We start from the raw sequence: 17,557 nt of genomic DNA on the forward strand, positions 1-17,557 counted from the left end.
CGCGATATCAACGGCATCAGATTCGGCAAAGCGATCAGAACCAAAATGCCGATAATAACCAGAACGACCAGCAACTCCGGAAGGGAAAAGGCCCGCAGACTCCGTCGATGTCGCACGGTTCGGGGAGTGTAAAATGAGAGCATGACATTCGGTAATTATGCACTGCAAAAATAGCGGCTGCAAGGCTTTTCACCGTGAAAAAAGACGAAAATCCAACCTTACGAAATTTGCTTATCTGTCTGCTAATCAATGTCGGTTCAAATAAAAATCTTATTTCTCACTTTCACATGCCCGATAGGCTGGAAATGACCCTGGAGCCCAACTGCCCCGGGGAGATATTTTCGTATCTTAAATGAAAAATGGATGAATCGCTTTACACCGAAATCCGGGCTCCCTGTTCCGTTTTTTGCACCAATTATTTACTAACCCGGAAAATTTAATCCCATGAAAGCCCTGTTAATTTCTATTTTAATCATCCAGCAGGTTGTCATTATGCTGTTGGTGTTCTACATGAAAAAACAAACCGGAGAACTGAACGCATTCAAATACAAACATGCCGACTGTCGGCGCTATATCGAAATGCTGATCGAGACGGTTTATACGCACAAACACAACCCCAAGCATCTGTTGGAGCATCTTTGTGATGAGATGACGGTCAAAAAACTATTGTGCTATCATATCGTAGCCGAGGATTTGGACAGGCTTTTCCGGCCCGACTTCAACGCAAACAAGAACGATATGCTGATCTATAAACTTAGTGAGGAGGGTTTCTCGGCCAAAGAGCTATGCCTGCTTTTCGGTCTCAACAACCTCAATACGGTCTATGTGAAATGCAGCCGGATCAAGAAGAAACTTTATCCGGAACAATAATCTTCCGAATATAAACTGACTCCTTTCCAAACCCGGTCTGTCTTGTGCTGACCGGGTTTTTTATACGATAAAAGAGACGGGAACAAGACGTCGTTTGCGACAAATTTCTGATAGGACCTATTTGCGTAAAGCACCGGCCTACCTGTTAAAAACGCACTTTGGGGCGGTTTTCCAGGGCAAGGCGACTTAATGCAAATTATTGGTAGATAAACGTTTGTAAAGGTGAAAGTCAGGGATAAGATTTTTATTTAATCGGGCCTTGATAATCTGCCAGATACGCAAATTTTGTAAGATTGGATTCCATCCGGATTTCTTGCCGTCAAAAAGCTTCGACCGTATCTTTGAGCATCAACCAATCAACTAACTAACCCTAACCGTATGGAAAAACAATCCTGCATCCGAATTGCCGTGCCTGGAGGATTCAACAGGCAACGGACACTTATCGCCAGAACTCTAATCCTGTCCCAAATTCTTTTACTCACTCCTAAACCAAATCCCATGAAAATTTTCATCGCCCTAATAAGTTCCGTGTTGTTGCTTTGGACAGACACGGCGCTTGCTCAGGTTCCTGATTCGTTGACCATCTCTCGTAGTTCAACTGACCAGCAAGAGGAACCTTTCATCAATTATTCAAATATGAAGGTTGTCCGGTATGCAGACCTAACCAAAATGGCGCAAGGGATAGATGCTTCGGCCGACAAATATACTGGAGTAGTGAACGTACAGGTTCCCATCTATGAAATTGCGACAAACGCGGGTAAAGTACCCATTGCACTTAATTATCGCACTACCGGTATTCGGGTCGAAGATGTTGCGTCGGAAGTTGGTCTGGGCTGGGAATTATCAGCAGGGGGTAAAATTACTCGTATAGTAAGAGGACAACCGGATGATTTTACGGTCCTGAAGATCGTGGATGAGACGGCCGACAGCTGGAATAAAGACACTTTCTGGGATTGCGTAAACAATGAGTGGGATACGCAGCCGGATACCTATTATTACAGTTTTCCAGGAGGAAGTGGAAGTTTCGTTTTTGATTTGGACAGACAACCGCAAACCATTCCCTTCCAAAACCATAAAATTGTGTATAAAAACGACGAATTTACGATATATGATTCGGCAGGTACGAAATACACATTCACGACGAAAGAATCAACGACGGAAGTAACAGGGGATAAAACAACGGAATATATTTCAAGTTGGTTTTTGGATCGTATTGAGTATCTGAATGGTGAAACGTTGAGTTATAGCTATGAAACCGGTGAAAATTATACGATCTCTTTTTCAAATAGGCTCACTCTGTGTTTGTGTAGTATTATTAATGACAGAATTACTTGGATTGATGGTTATTATGGTAATGAACATTTTTTTTCAAGCACAAAACAAACCACATGCGAACCAAAATACATCGCATCTATCAATTACATGGATCAGCAAATTAAGTTTACCTACGATGCTAACCGAGACGATATAGAAGGAAAACGCCGACTTAAGGACATAAATGTTATATCTGATAGAGTAAGTTACCACATCTATACACTGAAATACGAAACATTCCCTGATCATTCTCCAAAGTTAGTATCTGTTACTGACATGCCAAAAATCGGAATCGTTAAACCATTATGCACTTTTGAATATTATGAAGATGTATCATTGCCTAAAAAAAACACTCAATATAGCGGCCATGATCACTGGGGATTTTACAATACAACGGCAAATAATCCTTCCGGATATCCCCAAATCGCAAGAATCTTTTCTTTTGCACCTAATACCCTTCACGTCGTGGGTTCTTCCAAATTACCGATTCTTGAATATACCAGGACTCAAAGTTTAAGAAAGATCAATTATCCTAACGGTGGGTTTAAGGAATTTATTTATGAGTTGCACCAGGGTGCCAGTCGAATACGTAAAAGATCCGAGTATGCTGGAGGATTAAGGATCTATGAAATAATTGAAAAAGAAGGGAGTGAGGCGTCTCCCTCCCGTACTTGGTATGAATATTCAGGAGGCGAGATCTACCAAGAAGAATTTAATTACATTGCAGAGTATGGATCAATAAGAAATTCTGACAACTTTTTTATATTACTTTCAGCTAAAAGTTTTAACTCCGCGACCGATTTTTTAGGCTGCTCTGTAATTTACTCTGCTATAACAGAACATCTGCCCAACGGGTCCAGCATTAAGTATGAATACGTGCCCTTAGAGCAGTATCCGGATTTAAATCCGGAACATTTTGTCATTGGTGAGGATATCGGCCGTCAAATCGAAACCGGAACTCGAGCACCGAAAACCTCCCGCAGTTGGGGTCGTAATATTCTGCAAACAAAAGAGTGGTTTTCAGCCGATAAATCCGTCCGAAAAGAGATTTATTCCTATCGGATCGATACGGCCAATGCGGTTAAAATATCTTTTAGAATTCTCAATAGCGACGCAAGATATTATGATATGGAATTATCGGATGGTAGAAGATACCCATTTATCGATAAAAATTATCATATTTCATGTCCAGTAATCCCGACTAAAAAAGTGATTACATCGGGTTCGGATATACTTCCCACGCAAACTACTTACCTGTATAATTCCCAGCATGCCCCGGTCGGAATTATAGAAAACGGATGTGATGGTACCCGCACAACAAAGTTTGTCAAATATCCTGTTGATTATTATACTAACCAACTAACGGACAAGGCACTACTGACATTGAATGAGCGAAACGCAATCGTACCGATTGAAATGATTACATATTTGAACGGGAAAGTGGTCGAAGCGACGCTCAATCGCTATAAAGTGAATCCCCTGAGCGAAAATTCAATTGTTCTGTCAGAAATCCTTGGTTTGAAATATCAACAGCCTCTTGACTCAGCCGCGCTCCATTCCTCTCGAATAATATCAGGAGCTTTTTATTACGATAAAACAAAGTACCGGACATATCGTAGCATCGATGAGTATGATGAAGCCGGCAATATGCTTTGTTATCACGACAATAATGGCATTTATCATTCACAATACTATGACGGTTATCGTTCCACGCCCATAGCCTACGTGGAAAACGCACGACACAGTGTACGCACGGATGGACGGGTTACGCAGGTTTTCTTCAACGATTTCGAGGCGAACGGTGTGCAGTACGCAACAGCCAAGTCCGGTAATAAGGTCGGCAATACGATGTCAAGTTATGTTATCGACCTGTCCTATTTCAGAACCGGCACGTATGTCCTTTCATATTGGTATAAAAGCAGCGAGACGTCCAGATGGCGACTTCACCGACAAGAAATGGACGTTACCTCCCTTTCAACCATCTACCACGTACCGATCATTTCGGAGGCCCTTTACATCGATGATATGTCGTTGTTGCCGAAGAATGCGGTGATGACCTCTGAGTGTGCGATCGCACCTTTGGGGAAGATCTCACAAACAGATGCACAGGGCCGAACAACCTACTATGAATACAACAAAGTGGGCCTGCCTGCAAGAGTATATGATAATGAGCGAACCTTAATTCAAGAAAATTCTTATGACAACTATGGAGTCGATTTATAATATCAGTAGAATGAAAGCGCTGTATCTCCTTGTTTTGATATTGTGCTTCGGTGCACGGCTGGAAGCCACCGCAGCTCTCCAATCCATCTCTGTCCCCGATACGCTGATTCTTACCCCGTATAAAAAAACGATCAAGGGCGCCAAACAAACCGTCCGGATTTATAACGGGCAGGGTTATAATACCTACATGATTTTTTACGACGGTCTTTCCCGCCCGCTGCAAAAGCATGCCCTGGAGGCTTCGCCCGCAGGCAACGATGTGATCGCTTTCATCAAGTACGACTGCATGGGACGCGATGATTCGGTAACATATATGCCGTATGTGAAGAACGGAAGCGGAACCTTACGTGCGAATCCGGTCAGTGAGCAAAGTGCATTTTACCGAAGAAACATGGGTTATACGTCCGATGGCGGTTATGCCTTTTCACGGATCAAATATGCGAAAACGCCCTTCGATATGGTCGAGCTTACCGACGCACCGGGACGGTTCCATAACAATCAGTCCTCGATCGGCCATCCCATGACCCATACTATCCGACAAAATATTCCGAGCGGCAAGAACAATCCCTACCTCGATAAAGTCAACAAATATTACATAATTGACGACTCTCTGCTCATATGCAAGGGGCAATACCCGAAGGGGCAGCTTTTGGTTAAGGAATCTTCGTTCAAAAATACGGACACCGGTCGAACGGTCACGCTCGAATACACCAACCAACAGGGCCAAAAGATCGCCCAGGGAGAATTTATCAACGACTCTTTGCTGCGGCTGAACTATTACGTCTATGATGATTTCGGCAACCAAAGGTATCTGATCCCCTCCGTAGAGGACAAACGTCTTTCCGCAACCACCTTTGCAAAGCCCTATGCGCCGTCCGAACTCAAATATTCGGTTTATCACGGTTATGACAAATACGGGGACCGTATCCTGGTCCGCAATCCCGATCAGGCGCCCGTGAACTATGTATATGACGCCAGACATCGGATGATTCTCAGTCAGGACGGCAATCAGCGAACGAAACATCAGTGGACCTACTGCGAATACGACGAATACGACCGACTGCTTCGTAAAAGCACCGTTTATGCGAATGCCGATCCTGCTCTTGTTCGCTCCTGGCTGGAAGAATTGTATGGGCCGGATGCCCGTGCTCTTATCGAGTCCAGATTTACGGGTAAACGGCTCCTGGAACAATTTCAGTACACGGGTTATGACGAGCCTGTTTACAAGAAATTGCAACTTTCCGGGACTTCTCTTCCGAGCGTATCGGTCATCGACAGCTACACGCGGTTCCAAATTCCGAGCTACCTCGCATACGAAATAATATTGCCGTACTTGGCTGCCACAAGGAGATCGGACAATCCAGGAGCCGTTTGTTATCAAAAGACTGCCGTTCTGTCGCCCGAGCAGACGGACACGCTTACCTATATCGAAAAGGCGTTCTACTATGACGATAAAGGACGGATGATCCAGACCGTGATCCGCAACCATCTGAAAGGTATAACCCGCATAACTACCAAATACGATAAAGTAGGGAATATATTGGCCACGCACGAATCGAAGCAGGCGTCGGCAACGGCCACAGCAGACGTGAAAATTGTCAGCAACACATACGACAAATTCGGCCGGCTGCTCGGTCAGCGTACCACGATCAATGACTCGCCGGAAGCGATCGTAAGGTACGATTACGACGAGTTGGGTCGCTGCTCGGGAACCATTTGCGGGGACAGTATTCTCACAACCCGCTATACCTACGACATCGCGGGACGGCAAACCATCCAAGACAATGAAGCATTCAGGATGGAATTGCGATACGAGAATCCCTCCTGGACTAAAGAAGCGAAACCGCACTACGGGGGATTGATTACCGAATGTTCCTGGCTCAATAAGAAGGTTCCGGGCGGACCGGCCCACACCTATGCCTACAATTACACGCCTTACGGACAACTCGCCGGGGTCGTTCATTACGAAGGAACCGTACGCAAAGACAAATACGTGGAGCGAGGTATAACCTATGACGAAAACGATAATATTCTGACATTACTACGCTTACAGGAAGCACAGGTAATTAGTAACCACAATTATATCTACAAGGGCAACACGCTGTCGCTACTTGTCGATAGGGGCAAAAGCAGTACATTCAGCTACGACCTGAACGGAAATGTTGTATATGATGGACGGAAATGTTGCAACTACCGATATAATTCCCTAAATTTGTTGGAGCAGGCCACGGACCCGGCGGATAACCTGTTGGCACGGTACAGCTACCTTGCCGACGGCACGAAACTCGCGGTTCAGGACAAGGCCGGGAATGGATATACCTATTTGGGTTCTTTGATATACCAAAGCAACGGCGGCAACCTCACGCTGGAAGGCACACAGTTCAGCGGCGGCAGCATCCTCAAAACCTCGTCCGGATATGAGGTGATCTACCATGTGACTGACTACCTGGGTAGCGTGCGGGCGGTAGTGGATGCTTCGGGCCAGGTGTTGGAATACAACAACTATTACCCCTTCGGCGGTCGGTGGCAGCAGAACGGTCCCCGCTTCGCACCGAACCGTTACCGCTACAATGGCAAGGAACTTCAGGTCACGGGTAACTTGGGGCTGCTGGATTACGGCGCCCGCATGTACGACCCCGCATTGGCCCGTTGGCAGGGTTGCGACCCGGCTATGCAGTTGGCAAATCCTTTTGCCTTCTGCGGCAACAATCCGGTGGTCAATGTGGATGAGGACGGACAATTCTTCTTCTCATTCCTAAGCGGATTTATCCGAGGATTGATCAAGGGACAAAATCCGCTCAAAACCGGTTGGAAAGGTGTAACCAATACCGCTAAAATTGTAGGAGGGTTATTCGTGGGCGACTTTGGTCAGATTATAAGCAGACTTACGTGGGAATTGCCTCAGACTTTGCTTGGCTATTCTTTCAACCTGATCAGCAGTGAAATTGGCATGGTTTGGGACGTGAACTTTTATGACGGCGCTACCGTGGTCAATTCGAGTTGGTTCGGTCACGGTGCATTCACATTAGGAAGCTATATTTCTGGTGGACATACTTTAAGAGCTGATCCGTCTAATCCACTTTTTCAGCATGAATACGGACACTACTTACAAAGTCAGGATTTCGGCCCCTTATATTTGAATAACTATGCTATACCAAGTCTTATGAGTGCCATATTCTCACATAAAACACATAAACATTATTATACAGAACAAGATGCAAATAAAAGAGCGATAAAATACTGGGAAAAGAAATTTCCAGGATTTGTGGATATTGAACATAAATGGAATTTTGATATTAATCCTATAGACGTATATAATCGAGATATACCATTTAGTGAAAATATTCCATCTCTCCAAAACCGACAAAAATCCTCTTTTGATAAACTCAATCAAGCCATACAATACTATTAAATAATGAAATTGATATCTCTTTTTGGAATCATCTTAATTACTTTTGGATGTGTACCCTCTGAATCGGCTAACACTCATTATACCATAAAGGTCGCCAATCAATCAGAACAGCGGATTTATGTCACTTTTGATCGAAGCTATTTTGCTCATCCATCCAAAGGTGTAGTGGATTATTACAAATTCAAACTTGAACGGCCAGGTGACATAAAGACTCCTCTCGATTATCTAATCCTACCCGGTGAAATCAATCATACTGCGCTTGACATTGGTTCATGGGACGGTTATAATTGTATCGAAGTTGATATGTCGCTTTGCAATTGGATTATTTATTTCGTAGATGCCGATTTTGTTGATTCAACACCCCTTGAAGAGTTAGATGGTACTTACGAAGGGGTTCTTTTCCAGAAAGAATATACGCTTGAAGAAATCCGGGATTTGAATTTTATGCTCACTTATCCAGAGGAAATACAGAAGTATATCAGCTTTAGATATTGATTTGAATGTATAAAACTCCCGGTCATCGACCGGGAGTTTTATTATCTCCTTCTCCTATATTTCCATAGGGATAATCATTATCATGTGTTGTAAAACCCCATTTCCATGATTGGTAAATAGTTAAATAATTTTTAATTGTTCCGACGGGAACGGTTTTTGTTCCGCTGGTCAGAAACCGGATCTATGAACCATTCGGACGATAAACTTAGCATATTTCAACCGGAACATTCCTCGTCGGTCGAGATACCTCTTGCCCAAAGCGGAGTACATGCCGGCTTCCCCTCGCCGGCCGACGACTTCCTGGAAGGATCGCTCGATCTGAACAGTCTGGTAGTACGGCATCCGGAGGCTACTTTCTTTGCCCGCGTCGAGGGCGACTCCATGAAGGACGAGGGCATCGCCGAGGGCGACCTGCTGGTGGTCGATAAGGCCGTGGAGCCATACGACGGATGCTTGGCCGTGGCCTACCTTGAGGGGGAGTTTACGCTCAAGCGCGTGCGCATCGAGCCCGAGCGCATCCTGCTCGTGCCCGCAAATCCCAAATATCCGACAATCGAAATAGACCCCGACACCGAGTTCGCGGTATGGGGCGTCGTCAGCTACATTATCAAAAAGGCGTGATAAGGTCCTCGTACTTCTTCCGTTCGAAGAATACCTGACGGAACAGTTGATTGTCATTTCCTTTTTGCAGTTTCATCGGAAATGGACGGTATTTGAGTTGCTGACGGATGATGGTTTTGTGGGAGTTCGGCGGACGTGGCATGGCAGCGATCCATGATTTCGCGGCACTCCGCCTGCCGTAGCGGATGTTCGTCGAGGGCCGCCAGAAGTGCCCGTTCGAGTCGGCGATTGACCTTCCCCTTCAGCAAATCGCGGGGCGTATGCCGCCCGTCGGTGAGCAGCAGGCCGAAACCACGGTCACTGCAAAAGGCCATCAGCGCCTCGGTTTTTTGTTGTACACGATAGTCGAGCATCTCGGATAGCTCCTTCACCTCTACCAGCACGACGTGCCCCGAATCCAGGTAAATGCCATAGTCGGGGGTATAGGTCACTTTGCGTCGGCCCCGCCAATATGGAATCCTGACCGGTTGATCCTCCAGAGCCGACTCGTACTGAATATCCCGGCCGCACTTCTCGGAATGAAACAGGCCGCTGCGGAAGCGGCGGTCGTAAGACACCTCCCGACGGGGCTGGAGCAGGTCGAAATAGTCGATGTCGAACCGGAGCTTTTGTTTGAACCAGAGAATTTCACAAGTAATGTCTTTTAGCGCCATATAAATTTAACGTATTGGTGCTCCATTTCTTGTTACGAAGTTTTGCGAATCGAAATTAGTTAGGGATAAAATCAACTAACGGCTTTTATTATTGCTGATTTACAGTAACTTGCTCGACAAACGTATGAAATAAATTCAAGTCTGAGGTTAAACGTACACTCCTATTATTTTCATTTTCTTTATATTCTCTTAGGAATTGTTGCATTTCGTTTTCTGGTATAGAATTATATAATTTTTCGGACATGCAATTAAACTCCGTGCGAAACAATATTAGGTCATTTAATATCTTGGAGTACTCTAAAAAACTTTTAACATTCTGGATTTTCTTGACCAAATCATGCGCCCATATATTTTCACAATGGTTAGCAAACCCGACAATAATGATGCTTTTACCATTGAAAGGAAAAATATTGATTATATTTAATTCGATTAAATCTGCATCAACTATATCTTTATTGATTATTTTTGAATAGGATACAGTAACAGAAGAAGAAATACATAGCTCTAAAAAATAGTCAGAAACAATAGTTTGGAAAGAATATCCTGTATAATCATGATTGAACACTCCATTTTCAATTATCTTCTTATACGTTTTCAAATCATCAATTCCGGATTCTAATCCTTTTAAACTATAAAAATAATAATTCAATAATGCTGGATTAACCTTCGGATACATAATTTTAAAAAAAAGGAACATCCTTTGTTTTATATCCAATTCTCTACAAACAGTTCTATATCCTAAAATATATTGTGAATTAATGTTGGACCAATCCACATTTTTATTCTCTATGGGTTTGAAGATTGAACAATCATGTTCATTACAAAAACCCTGATAGGTCATGGCTGAGTTAATTCCAACCTTCCTATAATGTAAGATTTGGGGATTAAATGAACTATTGGGCTGGAAACAATAAAGTTGATTTTGTGGTGCAATAGGTTTTAATATCAATGACTTTTGAAGAATATGTGATTTTATCGCATTATTATTACATGTGGGGTGCATGCACGTTGCTTGTCGTGACATTGCTTTCGACATAGTATCATCGAATAATTGTTTCAATCTTGGATCAGCCATTCCCATAAATATTTACAAATTAGTAAATTTCGTCAGCCAGTTACGATCTTATTTTGATTTATTCTGGCTATGCCGCAAAACCCATGATCCATACCGTGTCGAACCCTCACGACGGAGCACGCCCGAGCTGATGAGCTTCTGCAAATTATATTTCACCGTATCGGGTGATACACCGGCAAGGGCAGCCAGTTCGCCCCGGGTTCTTTGGTATTGCGTCGTATTTCATCAAGGATAATTTCTTGGGGAGTCTATTGGGTAGTTTCTTGGGTAATCAGCGTTTCGGCAATTACCCTTAAGATAAATTTCCAGAAGGAATGTAGCCGACCGATCGTCTCCGACCATGCCATCGATCGGGCCGTTACCAGAGAAATACAAAACCGCGCATCCTTGCGGGATGCGCGGTGCTGTTCGGTGCTTGGTAACTATCGCGGGCGTCTTAATCCTGCGAATATTCAATTTCCGTAGTCCTTCGAGTAGGTTGTTCCGGAGTGTGCCACGGTCAGGCCGAAAGCCTGTGCCGCAGCATCGAGGGTCGAAAGACGGTAAGGCGTCGCCGGGAGGTTGAAGAAACATACTCCTTTTGCTCCGGCTTCAGCTGCGAGTGAAACATAGTAAGTAACCAACATATCGTCATCCGGCCCTGTCAAGTCGCTGAAATAGGGACAATACTTTCCGATCGGGAAGCCGGGAATAAACGATGTTTCATTGTAATTATTCAGACCTCCCTGATAAGCCATGTCGATGCAGGCGGCGGCCGTGGAGTTGATCGTGTGGGTCATGCCCCAGTCGAAAACCGTAATCAGATTGTTGGTCTTGTTGTTCAAGGCGATAAGCATATTGCTGAACGAGGTGCTGTTGGCGTTCGGATACCCGCGAGTCCCGTACTCTGCCCATTCGTCGTCGAAGTCATAGCCGTCAACGATATTTTCGTAGGCGACCAAATCATTCGTATAAGTGTCGATCTGAGCAGCGGTGAGGTTGGCGAAGCCTGCGCCCGTGTGGTCGCCCAGGTTGCCCATGAGGACTTTGATCCCTTTATTCTGCAACGGCTTGATGTACTTGGTCGCATTGCCTAAGATGGCGGCATTATTGGGGTTGTTGTAGTTATGCACATTCCCGCTGGCGTCGCCCCGGATGTTTGAGGCAAAGAGAATCACATGGGTAAAGAAAGGTTTGCCGTCCGGCAGCAGATACTCTCCGGCATTCAGTGGGTTCACGTCATTGACCTCCACATATACGACACGTGCGAAGTTGTCGAAGGAGGTTGAGCGGGTGGTCCGATCTACGGGCACCTGCGGTGCCGGTTCCTCTGCATCCTTGCAGGAGGATACGAAGATCATAGCAGATGCCGCCAACAGCGTACATGCTGCCATCAAACGAGTACTTGTTCTCATAGACGTAAAGTTTAGGGTTAAATGATTAGTATGCTGTGCCTCCTATCGGGGGTCGAATATCCACTCGCCAGCCACCCTCGTTTATTATTAAAGATAGTGGATATATCGCACATTATTCACCCATTTTGTCGCCTATGATATTTTTGTTTTGTAATTGATTATTAATCTGTTTTAATATTTATATCTTATGATGTTTATTCATTTTACATCATGCGACTTTACCTTCTTGAAACATCCGGGAGCCGCTATATACAAAAAGAAATCCGGGAACTTAGTCCCCGGATTTTGCTATCCATACATATAGATTACCAGTCTTTTGTATATGTACCGTAACTGCCCTGCCATCCTTTATTCCGCACCACTAACATATATTTTGCAGCCGGATTTGTATAAACTTTTGTAACACGTTGAAAAGCGCTCATCGGACCTGTTTCGATACCTTGCAGATTTGATGGCATGTCCCAGAATGCGAATACATTGGATGATTCAGCACAATTCGTACAGAAATCTTTGATCTCAGCCGAAAGTTGGGTTTCGTATTGAGCATTCCAGGATGTCGTATGCGTCTGAAGCATAACGCCACCGTATTTCGCGCGATCGAGGCCTGCAATGGGCTTGAGTTCAGCATCGGGGGCGTAAGGGTCCACCGGCTTGTCGAATATTCCCGACCAGGCATAGTCGATATAGCGTCCGGCCTGGATGCCTTCGTGCGACACAGATAGCTCCTCCGTGCTGGCCGCATCGCACGCGATGGTCACCAGCTTGTCACCCAGGGCATCTTTGGTCGCTTTAATGAGCTTGGCGTAGGACGAGGGGATGATCTGCGGCACCTGAGGGGTGTGGTAGCTGTCGCCCATGTCGAAGAAGTTTACCCCGTCGATCTGAAATTCCGAAACAGCCTTTTTGATCCGGTATGCAGCCTCCGCGATCTGAGCGTCATCGAGGTTTCTGAGGCAGCCGTTGATGCAGATGAGCACCTTGCGACCTCCGCGCTGGATGGGGACGATATAATGCTCCCGGTTGTGGAACACATATTGAAGGTCGGGCCCGAGCTCCAGCGACACGCAGCCGGCGTCGTCCAGGGTGACGGCTGCCTCGCGCAGCGGCACCAGATCGAGCCAGGTCTTATCGGTGCGCACCATCGGCGGGCCCATGTTGACCTCCTGGATGTAGAAAAAACCGTCAGCATACAGAGGGTTCATCTCCGTGGTGTTGATATATCCGACGGTCAGAAACGGCCACTGGTCGAGCTCCGTGGGCTCACGATCCTCGAACACCTGCACCACGTAGCAGACGCTCATGGCCACGGGGTCCTGTCGGACCGCCTGGTCATCGATCTGGCCGGTGACGGGCAGCAGGTAGGTCCCGGCCTCCACGCCCTCGCGCTCGAAGAAGATGTGTACGTCCGCCTGCCGCTCACCCCGGGCGATCGAGGACTGAGCGAGCAGCGTGAGCTTCTCACCCGGGAAAAGCGGATAGTCGGTTTCATGTTCCGCATTGTAAGCATCCGCAAGTTCCTTGTCCACGCTGAGTGAGAGGGTCATCTCCTTGTCGGCCGGGCCGCTGAGACGGCAGCGCAGGCAGTCCTCCACGTCCTTATCCAGCAGCCGCAGGTTCGGATCGATCATGTTCAGGCGCAGCAGCTCGGCTGTGAGGCCCTGAAGCGCATCTTCCCCGGGCAACCCGCCCGCCTCGCGGACGAACTCCTCGTCGGTGCAGGAAGCCATGCAGAGGGCTCCAGTGGCGAACAGGCCCAGCAATAGTTTCATCGCTTTATTTTTCATAGTCATCTGTATTATTGTTCTTTATTAAGCTGAGGTATCTCGATCGAGTTGTCCCATTTGAGCGTACCCTCGTTGCGGTCGCCATTTTCGAACTCGTTTTTCCCGTCAAGACATACGGCGTCATTATGGTATTGCGACCAGTCCTTGACGATGTTGCCCTGGCCCTCGTCGAACTTCCACCAAGCCCGCAGCTCGGGTTTAGATTCGGGATCTTCCACGTCGTACATATCGCGCCAGATCTCCTGCTGCGTGCGGGCCACAGCCCAGACCCTCACCTGGGAGATCAGGCCATTGAGGATGCGCCCCGTGTTGTAGGAGTAGCCGATCAGGAAGCGGTAGGCATCTTTCTCGGCCCGCGCAAGGTCGATGGTCGCGTTGTCGTAAGGCATCGTGCCCTCGCTCTGCAACCGGCCGTTGACGTAGAAGCAGATCTTCGCCGCAGCCAGATCCCAGGTCATCGCCACATGATACCACTCGCCGGCCTGGAGCTCTTTGGACTTGTCGGCCTCCGGGAACTTCCCGCCGCCGCATTGGGTCTGAAGCTGCTGACGTGGGAATCCCGTGTCGCCGAAGCGCACCAGGCAGTGCTGCTCCACGCCCATGACGGTCGAGATGCCTGCGTCTCCCGCGAAGTCATGGACATTGACCAGCGCCTCATACGTGAGGGCCGACAGGCCGTTCAGAGCCGCACGCCCCGCTTCGGTCTCATACGAAGGTATCCACATATAGCAGTCCGTGAGGTCCGCAGCCGTGGTGATGGCCGAGGAGCGGCGCACGAGGTAATAGACGGTCTGGGAGCCGTCGAGCGGGCCGACTCCCGCGGTGTTGCCGACGATGGAGACCGGCAGCAGGGCCGTCTCATCGATTTCGAGGGCTTCGAGTCCCTTGAAGTGGATCGTCACCGGCTGGGATTCGTTCTTTCCGGCCTCGACCTCGGAGTTAAGGGACGAGAACTCGTAGTACGCCTTGTCAAGCAGCTTGTAGGAGGTGCCCTCGCGGCGGTTGAAGCGCTCCACAGCCGCGGCGTCCACGGCGAACTCCACGGTGGTCGCCGCCTGCACGGGGGAGGTGAAGACCGCGCGGAACTCCCGGTCGAGCTCGGAGACCGTCTTCTTGAAGGTCACGCGGGTTTCGGGCACGATCTCCGCCACGTCGATATAGACGGCGTTCGTAAGAGGCGTGCCGTCGGCGTAGTCGTCCGACTTGCAGGAGGCAAGCAGGCACAGGAACGCCAGGATGATCAATATCTTGTTCTGTTTCATAGACGTATCAGTTATAAGCAGGGTTCAACAGGTTGATAGCCGCTTTGGTGCGGCGGTAGTTGGTGCTCGGGTCGTAGTAGTCCTTGCCGATGTCGTACACGGCCAGGCCAGCCAGGGGCCCGTAGGTCATCACGGCGCGGGCGACGAGCGTGAGGGCCTCCTGTGCATGGAGTGCCGCGTCGTCCATCCGGCTGTCGGGGGTGGTCGCCAGCAGGAGTTTCGCGGCCGGGATGCCCGCACGCTCCAGGATGTAGTCCACCTCGGTCTGGAGGGTGAAGACGTTGTTCACGCCCGTGACGTCCCGCACATAGAGGTCGATCTTCTCCCGGCTATCGGGCGGCACGAGCGCCGGGTCGCCCTCGAAGACAAGAAAAGTGCCTGCGCGGGACGCCTTGTCGATCAGCGCAGCATCGGGGGCCGTGCTGCCGCCATAGACAGCAAGGCCATCCAGTCCGTGCGCTGCGATCTGCGCCAGGGCATCCTCCACGGCTTGCGCAGCCGTGGCCGCCTCCGAGCAGTCGGCACGCAGGAGGATTTTGGTTCCTTTGGCCCGCACCCCGGGCAGGTCCTCGCAGTCGAACTGCGAAAGCGGCCGCACCAGGGCGATGTAGTCCAGCGAGTCGGGCATGGCATGGAGGTAGTCCCGGGGTGATGTCGAGACCTCGGGAGCGTTCTCCATGCGGGCATAGGTCAGGTAGTGCTCGGAGGCTTTGTATGCGCCCAGTGCCTTGAGGTACTCGGCATAGAGCACCGGGTCCTGCCCCTGGGGGCCGACGGTGCGGCGGTCGATGGTCTCCATCTCGTTGTCGCAGGCTGCGAGTGACAGAACGAGTGTCAAGGCTGAGGCCAGTAATATCGTGATCTGTTTCATAAGTGGATTCAGTTTAAAGGTTTGCAATCCCACCACAGGCGGGTTCCGGCATTGTCTGCGCCCCCGAGCTGGGTGCGCACGGCCTCTTCGACGTTCGCACGGTTCTCGGAGTACTCCTCGGCGGGGTACGGGATGCGCCGGGCTCCCAGCGAGGAATCGACCGTGCCGCCCGAGAGGTTGCAGTCGTCGGGTATAGGCGAGAAACGCGGGTAGCCCGTGCGTCGGTGCTCGGCCCACGCCTCGTTGCCCAGCGGGAACAGGGCGATCCACTTCTGGGTGATGATGCGCTCCAGGGCCGTCTCCGGCGTATCCTCGTCGTTCCACACGGGCGTGATGGTGCTCGGCGCCATGAAGTTGTAGCCCGTGCCCATCGGGTCGGTGAAGGCCGCAGGCTTGCGCGTGGCGTCCGCGAGGTACTCGTCGGCCTTGCCCGCGCCCCACTGCTCGAAGGAGAGCTGCACGCCCTGGCGGTAGAGCTCCCCGGCTTCGGAGGCCGTGCCCCAGCGCAGGGCATACTCCGCACGCAGGAAGGCCACCTCCGCAGCGCAGAACCACATCAGGGGCGCCTGCTCCGTCAGAAGCGGGAAGGAGCATTTGTCCTTTGCCGTCTGGCTGTTGCCCGGCACGGGTCCCACGCGCAGGCCCGCATAGCCTTGGGTGGCCGTCTCGCCGGTGCCGAGCGTCACGGAGGTGAACATGAACTTCTGCCGCGGGTCCCGGTAGCCGTTGGTGTAGGCCACGATCTCGGCGGCCAGGACGTGATCCTGCCAGTCGTTGTAGATCATCGCCGTGCGGTTCACGGCGGGATGGAGCGCCGCATTGTCGGCATTGCTTAGGATGCAGCCCCCGGCGATGGCCTCGGCAGCCCGCGTCTGTGCCGTCGAGGGATCGACGTAGCTCAGGCGCAGCGCCATGCGCAGCTTCAGGGAGTTGGTATATTTGATCCACCGGGCAATGTCGCCCCCATATACGCGGTCGTAGTCCGCCAGGGCCTCGGTCGGGAGATCCCGGTTGGCCTCGAAGACCGCCAGGGCGGCGTCCAGCTCCCCGAACATCGCGGTGTATGCCTGCGCCTGCGTGTCGTAGCCCACGGTGAGCTGACCTTTGCGGTTCTCGGCGATCTGCGTGTAGGGAATAGGCCCGAACTGGTCCGTCAGGCGGTGCATGACCGACACGCGGAGCACATCCGCGAGGGCAAGGATCACCGCGTCCTCCGTGCTCTTGCGGATGCCCCGCCAGTTGGGATACACATTGGCCAGGGGGTCGTTGAACAGGGCCTTGACCCACGGCTGCGGAGGGTTGAAGCGCGGGAAGCTCTGGACCCAGCCGTTCGGGGTCGGGGTTGTGTAGCGTGCGTAAGGCTGGCCGACAAGGGACTCGATGAACTGGTACTGGTGCTCCTCGGCGGGGATCACCTGGTCCATCAGGGCCTCCAGGTAGGAACCCGTGAGGTAATTGTCGCGCCGCAGCTCCTCATCGGTGGTCTCGTTGGGATTATGGTTATATTCGTCGAAATCGCTCAGGCAGCCCGTGAGCGCCACGGCCGCCAGGAGCAGAAACGAGCGTATGATGTACTTTGTCAT

13 protein-coding genes are annotated in these 17,557 nt (G+C 49.6%); 5 read left to right on the top strand and 8 right to left on the bottom strand.

Annotated features, from left to right (window positions below):
• Positions 1 to 143: prepilin-type N-terminal cleavage/methylation domain-containing protein (locus tag I2E69_RS11340; RefSeq protein WP_195461341.1), on the bottom strand; the 143-nt coding region annotated here is incomplete at its 3' end.
• Positions 144 to 444: 301 nt separating this feature from the next.
• Here I2E69_RS11340 and I2E69_RS11345 point away from each other — a divergent pair.
• From I2E69_RS11345 to I2E69_RS11365, 5 genes are all read left to right on the top strand, one after another.
• On the top strand, positions 445 to 870 hold the full coding sequence (locus I2E69_RS11345) for a hypothetical protein (protein ID WP_195461342.1): 426 nt from the start codon (positions 445 to 447) through the stop codon (positions 868 to 870).
• Positions 871 to 1,248: 378 nt separating this feature from the next.
• Positions 1,249 to 4,407 (top strand): hypothetical protein, encoded by a 3,159-nt coding sequence (locus I2E69_RS11350; protein WP_195461343.1) that lies wholly within the window; start codon positions 1,249 to 1,251, stop codon positions 4,405 to 4,407.
• A 10-nt stretch (positions 4,408 to 4,417) separates the two neighbouring features.
• On the top strand, positions 4,418 to 7,819 hold the full coding sequence (locus I2E69_RS11355; protein WP_195461344.1) for an RHS repeat domain-containing protein: 3,402 nt from the start codon (positions 4,418 to 4,420) through the stop codon (positions 7,817 to 7,819).
• A gap of 3 nt (positions 7,820 to 7,822) precedes the next feature.
• The gene (locus tag I2E69_RS11360; protein WP_195461345.1) at positions 7,823 to 8,314 is read left to right on the top strand and encodes a hypothetical protein; all 492 of its coding nucleotides are present in this window, start codon (positions 7,823 to 7,825) and stop codon (positions 8,312 to 8,314) included.
• A gap of 183 nt (positions 8,315 to 8,497) precedes the next feature.
• Positions 8,498 to 8,935 (top strand): LexA family protein, encoded by a 438-nt coding sequence (locus tag I2E69_RS11365; RefSeq protein WP_195461346.1) that lies wholly within the window; start codon positions 8,498 to 8,500, stop codon positions 8,933 to 8,935.
• A 53-nt stretch (positions 8,936 to 8,988) separates the two neighbouring features.
• Here I2E69_RS11365 and I2E69_RS11370 read toward each other — a convergent pair whose 3' ends face one another.
• From I2E69_RS11370 to I2E69_RS11400, 7 genes are all read right to left on the bottom strand, one after another.
• A complete protein-coding gene (locus I2E69_RS11370; RefSeq protein ID WP_195461347.1) occupies positions 8,989 to 9,588 on the bottom strand; it encodes a TnsA endonuclease N-terminal domain-containing protein in 600 nt (199 codons plus the stop codon).
• 88 nt (positions 9,589 to 9,676) lie between these two features.
• Positions 9,677 to 10,669 carry a hypothetical protein gene (locus I2E69_RS11375; RefSeq protein ID WP_195461348.1) on the bottom strand — a complete coding sequence of 331 codons (993 nt, stop codon included), beginning with the start codon at positions 10,667 to 10,669 and terminating at the stop codon, positions 9,677 to 9,679.
• Between the two features lie 446 nt (positions 10,670 to 11,115).
• Positions 11,116 to 12,057 carry a glycosyl hydrolase family 18 gene (locus I2E69_RS11380; protein ID WP_229095484.1) on the bottom strand — a complete coding sequence of 314 codons (942 nt, stop codon included), beginning with the start codon at positions 12,055 to 12,057 and terminating at the stop codon, positions 11,116 to 11,118.
• Between the two features lie 305 nt (positions 12,058 to 12,362).
• Positions 12,363 to 13,841, bottom strand: coding sequence for a BT_3987 domain-containing protein (locus I2E69_RS11385; protein ID WP_195461349.1), 1,479 nt, complete (start codon positions 13,839 to 13,841; stop codon positions 12,363 to 12,365).
• An 11-nt stretch (positions 13,842 to 13,852) separates the two neighbouring features.
• Positions 13,853 to 15,103 (bottom strand): DUF1735 and LamG domain-containing protein, encoded by a 1,251-nt coding sequence (locus I2E69_RS11390; protein ID WP_195461350.1) that lies wholly within the window; start codon positions 15,101 to 15,103, stop codon positions 13,853 to 13,855.
• A 7-nt stretch (positions 15,104 to 15,110) separates the two neighbouring features.
• The gene (locus I2E69_RS11395) at positions 15,111 to 15,974 is read right to left on the bottom strand and encodes a glycoside hydrolase family 18 (RefSeq protein WP_195461351.1); all 864 of its coding nucleotides are present in this window, start codon (positions 15,972 to 15,974) and stop codon (positions 15,111 to 15,113) included.
• Positions 15,975 to 15,982: 8 nt separating this feature from the next.
• Positions 15,983 to 17,557: a SusD/RagB family nutrient-binding outer membrane lipoprotein gene (locus I2E69_RS11400; RefSeq protein ID WP_195461352.1), complete on the bottom strand. Its 1,575-nt coding sequence runs from the start codon at positions 17,555 to 17,557 to the stop codon at positions 15,983 to 15,985.

The organism is Alistipes sp. D31t1_170403_E11 (genome assembly GCF_015553985.1).
Classification (GTDB): Bacteria; Bacteroidota; Bacteroidia; order Bacteroidales; family Rikenellaceae; genus Alistipes; species Alistipes montrealensis.